General features: G+C 59.3%; 14 protein-coding genes. 3 read left to right on the top strand and 11 right to left on the bottom strand.

From position 1 onward, the window contains the following. Positions 1-18: 18 nt before the first annotated feature. The 3 genes from ACRZ96_RS10840 to nthA are packed head-to-tail and all read right to left on the bottom strand — an operon-like array spanning position 19 to position 1,632. Positions 19-375 (bottom strand): nitrile hydratase accessory protein, encoded by a 357-nt coding sequence (locus tag ACRZ96_RS10840; protein ID WP_480814522.1) that lies wholly within the window; start codon positions 373-375, stop codon positions 19-21. Continuing rightward, positions 332-991, bottom strand: coding sequence for a nitrile hydratase subunit beta (gene nthB / locus ACRZ96_RS10835; protein WP_480814521.1), 660 nt, complete (start codon positions 989-991; stop codon positions 332-334). Before nthB ends, ACRZ96_RS10840 begins: the two co-directional genes overlap by 44 nt. Then, positions 991-1,632 (bottom strand): nitrile hydratase subunit alpha, encoded by a 642-nt coding sequence (gene nthA / locus ACRZ96_RS10830; protein ID WP_475220214.1) that lies wholly within the window; start codon positions 1,630-1,632, stop codon positions 991-993. The genes nthB and nthA overlap by 1 nt, the downstream gene beginning before the upstream one ends. A gap of 1,283 nt (positions 1,633-2,915) precedes the next feature. On the opposite strand from nthA, the gene ACRZ96_RS10825 reads away from it, so the two are divergent. Beyond that, positions 2,916-3,176: a carboxymuconolactone decarboxylase family protein gene (locus ACRZ96_RS10825; protein WP_480814520.1), complete on the top strand. Its 261-nt coding sequence runs from the start codon at positions 2,916-2,918 to the stop codon at positions 3,174-3,176. A gap of 93 nt (positions 3,177-3,269) precedes the next feature. After that, positions 3,270-5,006 carry a sigma-54-dependent Fis family transcriptional regulator gene (locus tag ACRZ96_RS10820; protein WP_480814519.1) on the top strand — a complete coding sequence of 579 codons (1,737 nt, stop codon included), beginning with the start codon at positions 3,270-3,272 and terminating at the stop codon, positions 5,004-5,006. Positions 5,007-5,182: 176 nt separating this feature from the next. Here the strand turns inward: ACRZ96_RS10820 and ACRZ96_RS10815 are convergent, their stop codons facing one another. The 8 genes from ACRZ96_RS10815 to ACRZ96_RS10780 all read right to left on the bottom strand — a co-directional run bounded on the left by ACRZ96_RS10815 (position 5,183) and on the right by ACRZ96_RS10780 (position 12,526). Beyond that, positions 5,183-6,760: a GMC family oxidoreductase gene (locus ACRZ96_RS10815; RefSeq protein ID WP_480814518.1), complete on the bottom strand. Its 1,578-nt coding sequence runs from the start codon at positions 6,758-6,760 to the stop codon at positions 5,183-5,185. Positions 6,761-6,772: 12 nt separating this feature from the next. Continuing rightward, the gene (locus tag ACRZ96_RS10810) at positions 6,773-7,366 is read right to left on the bottom strand and encodes a hypothetical protein (RefSeq protein ID WP_480814517.1); all 594 of its coding nucleotides are present in this window, start codon (positions 7,364-7,366) and stop codon (positions 6,773-6,775) included. 32 nt (positions 7,367-7,398) lie between these two features. Further along, a complete protein-coding gene (locus ACRZ96_RS10805) occupies positions 7,399-8,124 on the bottom strand; it encodes a lipoate--protein ligase family protein (protein ID WP_480814516.1) in 726 nt (241 codons plus the stop codon). Then, complete coding sequence (locus ACRZ96_RS10800; protein ID WP_480814515.1) at positions 8,094-8,783, bottom strand: 2-oxo acid dehydrogenase subunit E2; 690 nt, start codon at positions 8,781-8,783, stop codon at positions 8,094-8,096. Before ACRZ96_RS10800 ends, ACRZ96_RS10805 begins: the two co-directional genes overlap by 31 nt. Beyond that, positions 8,780-9,013: a biotin/lipoyl-containing protein gene (locus tag ACRZ96_RS10795; RefSeq protein ID WP_480814514.1), complete on the bottom strand. Its 234-nt coding sequence runs from the start codon at positions 9,011-9,013 to the stop codon at positions 8,780-8,782. Before ACRZ96_RS10795 ends, ACRZ96_RS10800 begins: the two co-directional genes overlap by 4 nt. A gap of 72 nt (positions 9,014-9,085) precedes the next feature. Continuing rightward, complete coding sequence (locus tag ACRZ96_RS10790; protein ID WP_480814513.1) at positions 9,086-10,111, bottom strand: alpha-ketoacid dehydrogenase subunit beta; 1,026 nt, start codon at positions 10,109-10,111, stop codon at positions 9,086-9,088. 20 nt (positions 10,112-10,131) lie between these two features. After that, on the bottom strand, positions 10,132-11,118 hold the full coding sequence (locus ACRZ96_RS10785; protein WP_480814512.1) for a thiamine pyrophosphate-dependent dehydrogenase E1 component subunit alpha: 987 nt from the start codon (positions 11,116-11,118) through the stop codon (positions 10,132-10,134). Positions 11,119-11,617: 499 nt separating this feature from the next. Next, complete coding sequence (locus tag ACRZ96_RS10780) at positions 11,618-12,526, bottom strand: LysR substrate-binding domain-containing protein (RefSeq protein ID WP_480814511.1); 909 nt, start codon at positions 12,524-12,526, stop codon at positions 11,618-11,620. 107 nt (positions 12,527-12,633) lie between these two features. On the opposite strand from ACRZ96_RS10780, the gene ACRZ96_RS10775 reads away from it, so the two are divergent. Continuing rightward, positions 12,634-14,196 carry a trimethylamine methyltransferase family protein gene (locus ACRZ96_RS10775; protein WP_480814510.1) on the top strand — a complete coding sequence of 521 codons (1,563 nt, stop codon included), beginning with the start codon at positions 12,634-12,636 and terminating at the stop codon, positions 14,194-14,196. Positions 14,197-14,205: the final 9 nt, after the last annotated feature.

The following is a 14,205-nucleotide window of genomic DNA, read 5'->3' as shown; positions in this document are numbered from 1 at the left end:
TCCCTGCGCCTTCACAGGCTAGAGCACAACCGGTTTCCCGTGAGGGGTACGAAGGTATGCGGTCTCCCAATCGGTGCGACGCTGCATGCGGGTCTCCTCGCAAATACCAGCACTCTCTGTGAGCGTTTCAAGTGCACTCAGGACTGCTGCATAATATGTGTTAAGATCATCTGGAGCCCCTTTGCGCTCGGCGCTTCTCAATTCTTGGCCGAGCGTTTCTGCCCAAGCCGCCGCGGTAAAATGACCGGCTTGGACCAAATTGTCTGCCAGGGCGAGCGCCTGCGCCTGCCAAGGCTCATCAAAGACCGGCTGGGGTGGGGCAAGTGGATCGTCAGGCTGGAACAAGGTAGCTTTCCCACAAATCGAGTGTGACATCGTCGCGTGGGTCGGAATCCTCGCCCCATAATGTAACGGCGCGAAAGCCAATCGTATAAAGATGTTCCGGCACCTCGACACCTTCGGCATTGCGGTCTGGCAGCACATGCGCACCATGATGGGCAAGTACCACACCCTTTAGACCTCGCACGTACCGCGGAAGGCGGGTATGATTTGCATTGATATGACGCCGCGCTTGCACCGTGTCTCCGACGGAAAAAGCGGGCCGCTGCAACGTGTCTCTCTCAAAACTGAAATCCGACGCGGCCACATCCGCCACAGCTTCCTCAACGGTCATGGAAGGAGGCGGCGCAACGGGGTTTTGTACGTGACCGCGTTTGACGTCCTCAAGTGTTATCGTGCCATTATCGAGCATCCTTATCAGATCGTTGGTGCACCACTTTTGGAAGTAGGAAAAGGCAAGGTAGTCAGCAGGCACCATGCGTTCGAGCCCGTGGCGAAACCAGTCTATGGTGCTTCCGGGCGCAATCGGCGACCAGTTCAACGCAAAGGCGCGTTTTTCCCAATCTTCCAAGTCGCGGAAATCCTTGTCGCCGCTCTCTACGGGCACCGGGCCAAAACCCTCAGTGCCGCCGAGATCGTGAATGCCGTCCATCAGCCCGCCTCCGCCTTCAAATCTCGCTCTGTCCCGATCATGGAGTTTCGGGTGACAAGGGCTGCCAGGCGTTCCTCACTCCACCCATCGGTTCCCAAGGGCCGTTGCGGGACAACGATATAGCGAAGCTCGGCAGTGCTGTCCCAGACGCGGACGCCCACATCTTCAGGGAGTGCCACGCCGAACTCAGTAAGCACTTTGCGAGGCTCTCGAACGGCGCGGGCGCGATATTCGGTCGATTTGTACCACGCCGGTGACATCCCCAGGATTGAAAAGGGATAGCAAGAGCATAGCGTGCACACGACCATGTTGTGCTGCGTGTCTGTGTTCTCGACCGCCTTCAGGTGCGCACTCGCGTCCCCCTGATAGTCAAACTCCTTGATGGCTTCTGCCGCGTCATCCAACAGGCGTGTCCGAAACCCCGGATCAAGCCATGACCGCGCCACTACATGCGCCCCGCGTTTCGGTCCGATATGCTCGGAATAGGCTTCAATCCAAGCGTCGAGGCTTTCAGGTGCGACCAGACCACGTTCCACTGCAAGACTTTCCAATGTCTTGACCCTGAGCACAGGGTCTGACGGCAAGTGTGTATGCAACTCGCGGTGCAGCTTCGCAGCGTTTTCACTGTCAAATGTAGGCATTCGCGTTCTCCCCAACACGACAATAGCACCGCCCGCTAAGTGATGCGATGTATTTTGGTCTTGCCTGTCAGGACGATTTGAGAACCCGACTTCCATACAAAGCACAGCATCCGGAAAATGGGTTGGCAGCTGTCGATGAAGTCCCAGCCCGATAGCAACCCTGCGTGTGCACCGCTGCGGCCATAGTGCCATAAACGGTCGTTTTTGGCACTTTCGGAGATGCGACCGCAATCAATGAAAAATCTTCTGCCACAAACCCTTGGCAAAACCTTGTTTGATTTTGTCACGTTTTTGGCCGTCGCTCGAAGACCCGACATTCGTGCGCCTCGCAGCATCGGTGAGTCTGGGCTCCGAGCTGCCCGATGCCATCGCAGCGAGCACCTCCGAGATGGCGTAACGGAACCGGCCATCGGCGATTTGGAGCAAGCCTTTGATCTTCGGTCGTCTCGTTCAAGGTACGGTCGTTCGAACCACAAGAGCCGATGTTCGTGCCGAAAACAGCGAATTCGGGCAGTGAGCCCAAACTACAGAATGCTGCAGTCTTTGCCAATGTCTGCACAACCAAAGCCGTTGCTCCAATAGCTTTTGAAGCCTGTGCAGTAATGGATGGTGACGATTGGACTCTAATTTCAATTGGTTACTAGGCGTTATGTGTAGCACATGTTCATGTTTCGATCGCGCAAGTTCGCGCCACGTCGCGCTCGTTTCGTTTTGCTGGTGCAGATAACGAGTTGCCAGGTCTTTGATTGGTCAATGGGGTTTGCATAGTTGATGCCAGCGTCTACTCTGAGTCGTGAACGGATACGGCAAGCAGCTTTTCCATTTGGTCGGCGTGCATGGCTGTAACGTGGAGGACGTAGCGTTTCGCTGCGTGGTGACCAGGTTTACGCTCGACGTTTATCGCCGCCCCGTTCTGGATCATAGTTTGAGATCGTCAATCATGGTGATGCGCGTCGTGGGTGGTGGGCGATCGCATGTTTTCTGACCCTCCTCCACTTGGATGGTTTCTCCATAAAGCGACCGTCTCATATTCCGCGAAATGAGACAGTTTTTCGCACCCGTATTCAAACCATCCCTTTGCGGTTTCGCGGTCTTGAGCGTTCAGCAATACTTGTTCCCGACAACAAGACCGGATTTGAAGCGCAACCGGCTTCGGTGAAATGCCGTTCCGAGCGTTTCCCGAAACCTGACGGAGCACTCAGCAATTGACGACGAGCTACAAGGATCATGCGAAATCCATAGACAATCGTGTTGGGGCACTCTTCAAGGCAATTCCTTCGGTCATGAGCCCCTACAGCCAACTGGTCAAGTCTGCCTCTGGTGCAGGTGCTCTTGATAGCAAGGCGAAGGAATTGATGGCGTTTGCGATATCCATCGCGATAAGGTGCGAAGACTGCATCGTGTTCCACCTGCGTGCGGCCTTGAACCATGGTGCCAGCCGGGAAGAGGTCATCGAAGCGATCTCGGTGGCGGTCGAAATGGGCGGCGGTCCGTCGGTTGTTTATGGCGGTCGTGCGCTGGAGGCATTTGAAGACCTGTCCTGATCGCCCGCTCGTAACGAGATTGGACATGTAAACAGTTCTGGACGAAACTTGCGAGTGCAAAGCGGGCTGACGGAGAGGTTCAAGTAAGGGGAAATGACAGTGTCGGGCCAGATGAAGAGGTCGGCGTTTGAAGAACTGATCCGATCTTCCCGGGATCGGAGCCTGTCCAAGTACAACCTGTCGTCTGGCACGAAATCCCCTATCATGCGATTGCAGGCCAGTGAAATCGCGCAACGCAACGAACGGTTCTTCGATCAGATTGGCGGGGCGGTAACGGAAGTCGATAACTCCGCCTTGTTGCCAAGCCGGTCCCGCTATTGCCTTTTGATCACCGACGCAGATGGAATCGTCATCGAATCCTATGTGCCCGAAAGCATGGAAGCCGAGTTTCACAGAAGCGGACTTGTCCGTGGCGGGGTCTGGGATGAGCGTGTCGCCGGCACGAACGGTATTGCCATGGCGTTGGAAAGCGGCCGGGTGCTTACGGTGCATGGCGACGAGCATTTCTACAGTTGCTTTCATGACTTCAGCTGCAGTTCGGCACCGCTCACCGATGCTCAGAACAACCTGATCGGCACCATTACCCTGGTTGGATCGTCCCGGCGTCGACAAGAGGAGCACGCGCTGTGTGAACAGGTGGTCAGACGCGCCTCGCGGCAATTCCAGACCCGCCTGTTTCGCAATTTCCATGCCGACAAGCTGACGGGGCGCTTATTGTCTCAAGACCCAAGAACCCGGCGGAGTTTCGAGACGTTGGTGGCCTGCGACGAAGAAGGAACCATTATCTCTCATCTGCCTCTATGGCGTGACAATGCGCGTCCTTCCGAACACCAGAACCTGGCCGGGCGCCACATTTCGGAGATCAAAGGGCTAAAGGTCACCCTGCGAGGACCCGCCGTGGTGCCGCCGCGACGCAGGGTGCTTCAATCCGAAGCACCACACATTTCTGCACGGGTCGACAAAGAGACGACGTTGGGGCGCTTGGTTGAAGAAGGCGGCGGCATTGCTGTTGTCGCAGATCGCGCGCGCAAACTCCTTGCCCATCGTGTGCCGCTCCTGATCTGTGGTGACCCGGGTGTTGGGGTGGAAGGCTTCGCCAGAGCCCTGCTGGAAGAGCAATCCCTGCTGTCGCCGATGGGACTGAACCTTGATACGTCCCGCAGCACGTCGGACGCCGATCTGGCGGAAGCGTTGAACAGCCTGGATTTCCTCAGCGATTATCCGGTTGGCGACACGGTTCCCACACTGATTCTGCGTAATATCGAAAACCTGTCGTCAGAGGCGCAGGTCGTGCTTGAACGCTTCCTCGACGTTGATCCGGGTGTTGCAGGCACAAAGGCACAGCCGCCCGCCGTCCTGTTCACCGCGAGCAGGTCCTGGGCCGATCTGGAACGTGACGAGAGCCTTCCTCGAAGCCTTCTGTATCTGCTTGGACAAGCTGTCGTAGAATTGCCGCCACTCTCTGAGCGGGACTGCGAAACGGTGCTGGAAAACGTCGTCGCCGAAAGCTTCGCCGACCAAATCGAGATTGCGGACAGCGCCCGCGATGTATTGGTCAACTACCACTGGCCTGGCAATCGGCGGGAAATGCGCGCCGTCCTGCGCGAGGCGCTGATTTGCGGCAACGGCAAGCGGATCAACATAACCGATCTGCCTTTGCGCCTGCTGGATCGGAACGAAGACACAAACAAGGCGCTGACCCGCGCCGCCCTGCGGGATGCGCTGGATAGCACGAACTGGAACGTGTCCAAGGCTGCGCGGCTGCTGGGCAAGAGCCGGGCCACGATCAACCGCTGGATCGCCTCCGAAGGCCTTCAACGGCCGGAATAGCCCGTTTTAACAAGAGTATGGCCCGCGCTTAGCACGGTAAGCCTTATCTACATCCATGGCCAATTCATTGTGCGGACATGCATTCGCCCCCCTGGCCCAATGGCTGGCATCATTTCACAAACAAACGCGGCCGGGCACGAAGGCCCGACCGCATTCAGGGAGGCAAACCCAGATGCTCAGATATTCTGCGCGTTCATCTCCTGGGCGATGTATTCCGCCTGGCGGATGGCCAGCGCCACGATAGTCAGGGTCGGATTGCAGGCCGCCGAAGACGTGAACTGGCTGCCGTCCGACACGAACAGGTTGTCGATGTCATGCGCTTGCCCATAGGCGTTGACGACGCCCTTGGACGGGTCGGCATGCATCCGGTTGGTGCCCATGTTGTGGGTCGCCGGGTAAGCGGGCAGCTCGTAGACATCCGTCGCGCCCACGGCCTCGTAAATCTGGGCCGAGGTCTCGTACATATGCGCCGTCATCTCGTAGTCGTTGTTATGCGGCGTTTTCGAGACGATCGGCACCGGCAGGCCGTATTGATCCACCTCGCTGTCATGGAGCGTGATCGCGTTGCGCTCCTGCGGCAGGTCCTCACCGAGCACCCAGACGCCCGACATGCGGTCATAGCCTTCGAGCGCGCGGGCCACGCTGCGCCCCCAGCCGGTATTCCCCGGCTCCAGGAAGGCCGCCATGAAGGGCAAACCCAGCGACAGGAACTCCAGGTAGTAACCACCTGCGAAGCCGCGCCCGGCATCGTGGTAGACCTCGTCGCCCACGATCCCGGCCACGGATGTGCCGCGATACATATGCACCTTTTCGGGCAGCACCGCATAGACCCCGCCGGTGGTGTGGTTCATGTAGTTCTTGCCCACCTGGCCCGAAGAGTTGGCCAACCCGTCCGGGAACATGTTCGACGCCGAGTTGAGCAGCATCCGCGGGCTTTCGATGGAATTGCCCGCCACGCAGACCACCCGCGCCTTTTGCCGGTGCTGGTTGCCGTCCTTGTCGGCATAGACCACCGCGTTGGCCTTGCCCGCGTCGTCATGTTCGATCTTCAGGACCATGGCATCGGTGCGGATTTCGCACTTGCCGGTCTCTTCCGCGCGGGGCAGTTCGGTGTACATGGTCGACCATTTCGCACCGATGGCACAGCCCTGCATGCAGAAACCGATCTGCTGACAGGCCGGGCGGCCGTCGCGGTCGACCGAGTTGATCGCCATGGGCCCCGAGCGATAATCGGTGCGGCCTGTGCGGCGGCAGCCCTCGGCCAGCACCCGGAAGCCGTTGTTCCAGGGCAGGTGCGGCATGCCCGTTGTCTTGCCGGTGACGCCCATCTTGAGTTCGGCCTTTTCGTACCAGGGCGTCATTTCTTCCAGATCGACAGGCCAGTCTTCGACATTGGCGCCGTCGATTTCGCCATAGGTGCTGCGGGTTTTGAACTCATAGTCCTTGAAACGCAGCGCCACGCCCGCCCAGTGGATGGTCGAGCCGCCATAGCCCTTGACGATCCAGGTGGGCAGTGTCGAGTGGTTGACCGAGCCATGCCACCCGCCACCCGAATAGCGCTTGTCGAGCCAGGAAATCTTCTGGAACATCGCCCATTCGTCGTTCTCGATGTCGCCGAGGTCGAAACGTTTCCCCGCTTCGAGAACGACCGATTTGATGCCCTTCTGGGCCAGTTCGTTGGCCAGCGTTCCGCCGCCCGCACCCGAGCCGATGATGACGACGACACTGTCGTCGTTGAGATCAAATTGTGCCATTGCCCCTCTTCCTTATCCCTGAACTTCAGCCATGCGTTCTTCCAGGGTCGGACCCTGGGGAACGAAGGTGATGTCCGAAAAGCCGCGATCGATGTAACCGCCATGCTCCACCGATGAGCCCTCATATCCGAGCAGTGGCCAGACATCCTTGTTGTCGTAGATGCCGAAATAGGCGGTCCAGCGAACGCCCTGAAAAAAGCCCTCGTGCTGAAAGTGTCGTAGAAGGCCTTCGCGCGCGTCCGGGTCCTCGATTTCGGTGTAAGGCACGCCGAAGAGTTCTTGGGCCTTAGCATCGATCTGCTCCAGCCCGTCGGTCAGGGCCTTGGCCATGTCAGCGTCGGCCTCAGCATTGGTCAAGACGGTGGCGGCGATTGCCTCGTAATGCGACAGTTGCAGGATGCCCGGATGTGGATAGATATCCTGCACCATCCGCAGCAGGCTGGCGCCTTGCGCTTCGGTCAGAACCTCCGATGCGGCAAAGGCCGCGCCGCCCATCATGGCGTTGGTGGTGATGCCGGCCATGGTCGTCGTCATCAGGAACATGCGGCGGCTCATGGCCACGCGATCCTCGTCCGATTTGCCGAGCCGGTGGAAACGAATATTCATGTCTTCTCCTCCCAGTGGGTGTTTATTCGCGGTCATGCCGCTTGGTCTTCGCGGTGCGTGAATGCAAAAAGCCGGTCCTCCGCGGCCCTGATCAACGCTCCGGGAAAGCTGGTTAAGCTCATGTTTCCGGGCATGAGCCTGTTGAGCGGCGCATGCGCCTCGGGGCAAAGCGCGGGGTGGTCCGGAAAGGCCGCCTGATGCAGCAGGCAGAGATCGGACCAATGGCCGGGGTCGGGCATGTGCAGCATGATCGCCGCATGAAGTAGGGCCACCCGCCCTTTCGGCGTGCTGCGCCAGCGTTGTGCGGTGCCGGCCAATTTGCGCCCCTCCACAAGCACGTTCCACGCCCCGTCGCAGAACGATCCGGGGCAGGCGCCTGTCTGCGTGGAAATGTCGAACCGGGTCAGCGCCTCAGCGACCGCGCCGCAGATCAGGTGATAGCCATGCTGCATGGTTAAATCCGAGGCGCAGGGCAGGACCATGGCCAGGTTCAGGGTGCAGGGCCCTTGCGGAACGATGCCGCCGCCGCTGCCCCGGGACACGATATCGAGCCCATCGCGTTCAAGGCCAGCTGTCACGGGCTGCACGCCTCCGCGCCGCGCCACGGCCGAAGGCAACACAAGCGCGCGCGTGTCGGCCTGCCAGAGCAACAGGGCGGGACGCCCCGACTGTAAAAGCGCGGCCTCCCGTGCAATCCCGTCCGCTGCGGTGGCAAAGGGAGCGACGATCATGGCGTGAACCCCTCGATTTCCGCGCACAGATCCGTCAGGAAATCCGCCGCGGGCGCCCCGTCGATGGCGCGATGATCGAATGTCAGAGATAGCCCCGCATAGGGTTTCCAGACCAACGCATCGCCCTCGCGTACAGGGGTTTCGACGCTTCGGCCAATGCCCAGAATGGCGATCTGGGGGGTGTTGATAATCGGCGTGAACTGTTCCACCCGGGACAGCCCGAGATTGGAAATCGTGAAGGTGCCGCCCGTCATCTCGGGCACGGTCAGCTTGTTGCTGCGGGCCCGCTCGGCCAGGTCGCGCCGGGCCGTGCGCAGTTCTTCAAGCGACATCGCGCAGGCGCCGAAGATCGCGGGCGCGGCCAGCAGGTTGCCGGGCAGCGCGATCGCAACGCCCAGATCGACCGTCTCCGAAAGATGCACCTCGCGGCCCTGCACGGTGCCGTTGATATCGGGGTGCCGCTTCAGCGTCCGCACGAGCGTACCCATTAGCAGGTCCTCGACCGAGAGCGCCGCACCCTTCGCCTTGAAACCAGCCTTGGCCGCCAATAGGGCCGTCATGTCCACCCGAGCATGGTGCGTAAGCTGGGCCGCCTCGCGCAGCGACGCGCTCATCTTGTCGGCGATCATGCCGCGCACCCCGCGCAAGGGTACGACCTTGACCTCCGCGGTGGCTGCGTCGCTCATGTGACCGTCCCGATCACGTCGCCCTTGGCCGCGACTTCGTCCTGGGCCTTGGCAATGCTCAAGGTGCCGCTGGCCGGGGCAGTGATTTCGTACTGGACCTTGGCGGTCATGATCTCGGCGATCAGCGCGCCTTCATTGACATTTCCGCCATCGCTCGCCAGCCAGGCGGTGATGACGCATTCCTCGTCGCCGTCCCAGAGGTCGGATGGAATGATGATATCGGTTGCCACTTGGCAGTCTCCTCTTGTGGCCACCCCGACCATGTCAGGGTGGCAGATGATTTGCGATGTGTCGTATTGGTGTCAGGCCGGAACCGGCGCTCCGCAGGCTTCGCGCGCAGCCGCCACGATCTTGTCGGCATTGGGCAGGCAATGCTGCTCCATCACGCGGGCAAACGGGATCGGCACATCCGGATAGGCGATGCGCATCGGCGGAGCCTTCAAATCGGCCATGTTGCTTTCGGTCACAGTTGCGATGATCTCGCCCGAGACACCGTAGCTGTGGTAATCCTCGTCCACGACGATCAGCCGCCCGGTCTTGGCCACACTGGCGCGGACCGTTTCGCGATCCAGCGGCACCAGAGAGCGCAGATCAACCACCTCGGCGCTGATGCCCTGTTCTGCCAGCGCATCAGCGGCCTTCAGCCCGTGATGCACGCCCTGGGCAATCGACACGATGGTCACGTCGCGCCCTTCGCGGGCAATCGCCGCCTTGCCGATTTCGACCTCATAGGTTTCCTCTGGCACATTTACGATGGCGCCCGCCTCGGTCCCGAGCCAACCCATGCCCTGCAACCCCTTGTGGAACATGTAGACCACCGGGTTCGGGTCGCGGATCGCCGCTGTCATCAACCCCTTGGCGTCGTAGGCGTTCGACGGGCTGACCACCTTCATGCCGGGCAGGTGTGCGAAACTGCCATAAAGGCATTGCGAGTGCTGCCCCGCATCGGAATAGCCGCCGCCGGTCGAGGTCATCAGGACCATCGGCACATTGAAATTACCACCCGAGAAATAGGTGTTCTTGGCCATCAGATTGTAGATCGCGTCGAAGCAGACACCGAAGAAGTCGACGAACATCAATTCGACCACGGGCTTCATACCGTCCTGCGCGGCACCAACAGCGGCCCCAATGAATCCGGTTTCGGAAATCGGTGTGTCGCGCACGCGCTCCTTGCCGAATTCTTCCGCAAGGCCACGGGTATTGCCAAAAACCCCGCCCAGATCCGCTATGTCTTCACCCATAACGAAGACGGTCGGGTCAACGCGCATCTCCTGTGCCATCGCTTCCGCCATGGCCCGCGCAATCGTCAATTTGCGTTCATTTTCCATTGTCATTCCTCCCCAGGATCTCAGGCGAACACGGCTGTAAGCGCGTCTTCGGGTTTCGGATCGGCGCTTTCACGGGCAAAGCTGATCGCCTCGTTGACCGCGGCTTCGGCGTTGGCTTCCAAAGCGTCCAGTTCCGCTTCGGTGAAGCTGCCATCGGCCAGCAGTTTTGCGCGCATGGTCGGGATCGGATCTTTCTCGAACAGACCGTCTTTTTCGCCCTCAGGACGGTAACCTTCGGCATCACCCATGAAATGCCCGGCCAGACGGTAGGTTTCGACCTCGATCAGTGTCGGGCCTTCACCGCGGCGTGCCCGTTCAATGGCCTCGCCTGCGACCTCGTAGATTTTCAGCGGGTCATTTCCGGGGATGTAGTGGCCCGGGATACCATAGGCCGCAGCCCTATCGGAGTTGCGCTGGATCGCGGTCGACGCCTCTTTCGCAACCGAGATGCCCCAGGCATTGTCCTCGACCACGACGATCATAGGCAGTTTCCAGACGGCAGCGAGGTTCAGCGCCTCGTGAAACGCGCCCTGGTTGGCCGCACCCTCACCAATGAAGGACACCGCAACGCCGGGCTTGCCCTGCATCTTGCGTGACAACGCCGCACCCGCTGCTGGGCCCATGCCCTGCGCAATGATGCCGGAACAGGCGAAATTCACGTCCGCATCAAAGATATGCATGTGGCCACCACGACCGCCGGACAGGCCGCTGGCCTTTCCGAAAATCTCGGCTGCCATCCTTTTCAGGTCTACGCCTTTGGCAATCGCCTGATGGTGTGGTCGGTGCGTTGCAGTGACCACATCCTCGGAGTTGAGATGGGCACAGACGCCCACGGCGACCGGCTCCTGACCATCCGACAGGTGCATCTCTCCCGGAATCGGGCCGTCGGCCATATTGAAGACCGGTGTTTTGCCTTCCATGTAGATTTTCTCGATGGCGTTTTCGAAACGACGGCTGGTCACCATCTTTTCATACATCCACGCCAAGGTATCTTTTGCTGGCTGCATTGTTCCTCTCCTCCTTGTTTGGGAAAGGCTGATGCAATCTTTGTGGGTTGAGTAGCATTTTCCTGAGGCGACACGCCTTGTCGGAAAAACTGTCTCATCTAGTACAAGCTGAGACACTCAATTAGACAGATTTGCGCCACTCGACATTGAGGTAAAGAACGTCCGCCACTGACACAGCTCGACTGCTTCGTGAGTCGAGACCATCCTCCATTCAGTTAAGCTCAACCACCGATAGGAGTTGTTCCCGCTGATAGAATTGCGTCCGCTTCGCGGCGCACTCTTCCAATTGATGCAATGCGCAGCATCCATTGGCAGCCCGCACGATCCGAAAAATACGCGGTTGAAGACAGGTTAGAACTTGGCGCGATCGGCGGGCAGATTGATCTTCGGAATTCAACACATTCGGCGCGCTTGAATTGGCCAGTGCCCCCATGCGACACCAAACGATCTCGTTTCAACTGCATCAAAGGTGTAAATCGCGGGACAGGTCCAAGGTACCTCAAAGGGCCGCGGCATTCCTAGACTGGTTGCGGGCTGAAACTGCATCTTGAAGCCAATCCGAGAACACCGTCGCCGGTTCCGACGCCGTGGCCCTATCTGGCCGGACGATGAAGTACCCATAGTCTGGCAGCACGATGTCAGACAGCCGATGAAGCTTGCCTGCTGCCAACTCATCACCCACCAGATCATCCATCAAAGCGACGCCCTGGCCGTTGATCACAGCCTGAACGCGCACATTGGGATCCGGCACGATCAACACGTCTCTACGCGCTTGTGGCGGCAGGCTCGCACGTTCCAACCATTCAGACCAGGCGTTGCTGTCTTCGCGATCGCGCAGCAGTGTTAGTTCTGTGACCGCCTCCCTGATCCCCAGCCGCTCCACCCGCCCCGCAACATCGGCATTGCCGACTGGAAAGGACGGCATCGGCATGAACGGTGTCACGGTGCCGTTGTTCCAGTTCCCGTTGCCCCATTTGATTGCAAGATCCACGCCCTGCATCTCAGCTTCAAAAAACTCGACCATCGGCTGAATGCGAAGCTGCACATCAGGGTGGCTTTGCATGAAGGTCATCAGACGCGGCGACAGCCAGCGTGCGGCGAAATAGGTCGAAACACCAACTGTCAGAGAGAGGGTCGAAATCCCCTTTAAGACCTGAATTTCGGCCTCGATCTCGTCGTACCGTGTCTGACAGATCGCCAGCAGTTTCAGCCCTTCTCCGGTCAGAGTGACGCCGCGCGTGGTGCGCTGGAACAGGCTCATCCCCAGATCGGCCTCAAGCGTTTTGATCTGATAGCTGATCGCGCCCTTGGTCATATTGAGCGCCGCTGCCGCTGTCGAAAAGCTGGAATAGCGGGCGATTTCGGCAAACAGCCTGAGCAGATCATGGTGATGAAAGCGGGCATTCATAGGCTTTGCGTATAAATTGTTTATACGCAAAGAACAGAAAAATTCGATTTTCAAACTGATTTTTATACTCAAAATCTGCGTTCAGGCTCACAAACGAAGAGATGGCGTTGGAACATTTGAACGCAATTACAGACACAACAGCACCTCAGGGTCGCCGCAGCAGCGCGCGCAGGGGCCGTCTGTCCCGTCATAACGCGCCCTCGGAGAACACGCCGTTCATGGGTCGCAAGATACCTGCATACGATTTGCTAGATGAAACGGCGTTGGCCCGTATCGAGGATCAGGCGGACTGGATTCTGGACACAATCGGTGTCGAGTTTCGAGGGGACAAAACGGCGCTGGATCTTTTCGCCCAGGCGGGCGCGCGGGTTGACGGTGAACGCGTAAGGTTTGAGCCGGGTCAGGTTCGCGCGCTGTGCGGCACGGCCCCGGCCGAATTTCAGTTGCATGCCCGCGACCAGGCCAAGACGGTAACGCTTGGCGGCAACAACGTTGTGCTGATGCCGGGATATGGCTCTCCTTTTGTCAGCGATCTGGCAAATGGGCGTCGCTATGCGACGCTTGAGGATTTCCGCAATTTCGTGAAACTGGCCTATCTTGCACCTGCCATGCACCATTCCGGCGGCACAATTGTCGAGCCGACAGATGTTCCGGTGAACAAGCGCCATCTGGACATGATGTTGGCGCATCTGACGCTGTCGACCAAGCCCTTCATGGGGTCTGTCACCGCACCCGACCGGGCGCGCGACAGTATCGAGATGGCGCGCCTCGTCTTTGGCCGCGACGTCATGGAGCGCCACGCGGTGATGCAAGGCAACATCAACGTCAACTCGCCGCTGATCTATGATGATACGATGTCGTCGGCTCTGCGCATCTATGCGGAGGCAGGCCAATGTGTCTGTGTTTCACCGGCGATTTTCGCAGGCGCCATGGGTCCACTTTCCCCGGCTGCGGTGGCGGCGCAGACGCTGGCCGAAGCCATGGTGGGCATCGCCCTTGCGCAGCTTGTCCGCCCGGGCTGTCCGGTCGTGTTCGGGTCATTCCACTCCAGCATGAACCTGCGCACAGGCGCGCTGACCTTTGGCTCACCCGAGGCAAACATGACCACCATGGCGCTCACACAACTGGGACGAAGGCTGGGCGTGCCGGTGCGTTCTGGCGGGGGGCAGATCACCGCGTCCAACGCGCCGGACGGGCAAGCCATGCAGGACAGCACCGGGGCGATGTGGTCTACACTGCTCTCTGGTGCGCATCAGGTCTGGCATGCAGCGGGCTGGCTCGAAGGCGGGCTTGTGATGTCCTATGAGAAATTCATCATGGACCTCGACCATTGCGGCGCGATGCTGAAATTGTTGCAAGGCTTCGATACCGATGACGAGGCCTTTGGTCAGGACGCCTATTTCGAAACCGGCCCGGGTGAGAATTTCCTGTCGACCAGCCACACGCTTCGCCATTACACGACGGCGAATTTTGAACCACAGATATCTGATGCCGGGCCATTCGAGACCTGGTCTGAAAATGGTGCGCTGACCGCTGATCAACGTGCCACCGCGCGGTGGCATCAGATGCTGAACGACTATCAACAACCCGAAATGAAACCCGGCATTCAGGCAGCGCTCGTAGACTTCGTGTCGGATCGCAAGGCGCAGATGCCGGACGAATGGTACTAGAAAGGAACA

The organism is Ruegeria sp. CF1 (assembly GCF_056537445.1).
The sequence above is the reverse complement of the archived record's forward strand: the minus strand, read 5'-3'. Positions and strand labels throughout refer to the sequence as shown.

What these genes read in the sequence shown, in the direction of transcription:
- nthB (WP_480814521.1), bottom strand. Translation starts at nt 991, where the DNA reads ATGGACGGCATTCACGATCTCGGCGGCACTGAGGGTTTTGGCCCGGTG.
- nthA (WP_475220214.1), bottom strand. Translation starts at nt 1,632, where the DNA reads ATGCCTACATTTGACAGTGAAAACGCTGCGAAGCTGCACCGCGAGTTG.
- ACRZ96_RS10815 (WP_480814518.1), bottom strand. Translation starts at nt 6,760, where the DNA reads ATGGCACAATTTGATCTCAACGACGACAGTGTCGTCGTCATCATCGGC.
- ACRZ96_RS10800 (WP_480814515.1), bottom strand. Translation starts at nt 8,783, where the DNA reads ATGAGCGACGCAGCCACCGCGGAGGTCAAGGTCGTACCCTTGCGCGGG.
- ACRZ96_RS10780 (WP_480814511.1), bottom strand. Translation starts at nt 12,526, where the DNA reads ATGAATGCCCGCTTTCATCACCATGATCTGCTCAGGCTGTTTGCCGAA.
- ACRZ96_RS10810 (WP_480814517.1), bottom strand. Translation starts at nt 7,366, where the DNA reads ATGAATATTCGTTTCCACCGGCTCGGCAAATCGGACGAGGATCGCGTG.
- ACRZ96_RS10785 (WP_480814512.1), bottom strand. Translation starts at nt 11,118, where the DNA reads ATGCAGCCAGCAAAAGATACCTTGGCGTGGATGTATGAAAAGATGGTG.
- ACRZ96_RS10790 (WP_480814513.1), bottom strand. Translation starts at nt 10,111, where the DNA reads ATGGAAAATGAACGCAAATTGACGATTGCGCGGGCCATGGCGGAAGCG.
- ACRZ96_RS10840 (WP_480814522.1), bottom strand. Translation starts at nt 375, where the DNA reads ATGTCACACTCGATTTGTGGGAAAGCTACCTTGTTCCAGCCTGACGAT.
- ACRZ96_RS10820 (WP_480814519.1), top strand. Translation starts at nt 3,270, where the DNA reads ATGACAGTGTCGGGCCAGATGAAGAGGTCGGCGTTTGAAGAACTGATC.
- ACRZ96_RS10825 (WP_480814520.1), top strand. Translation starts at nt 2,916, where the DNA reads ATGAGCCCCTACAGCCAACTGGTCAAGTCTGCCTCTGGTGCAGGTGCT.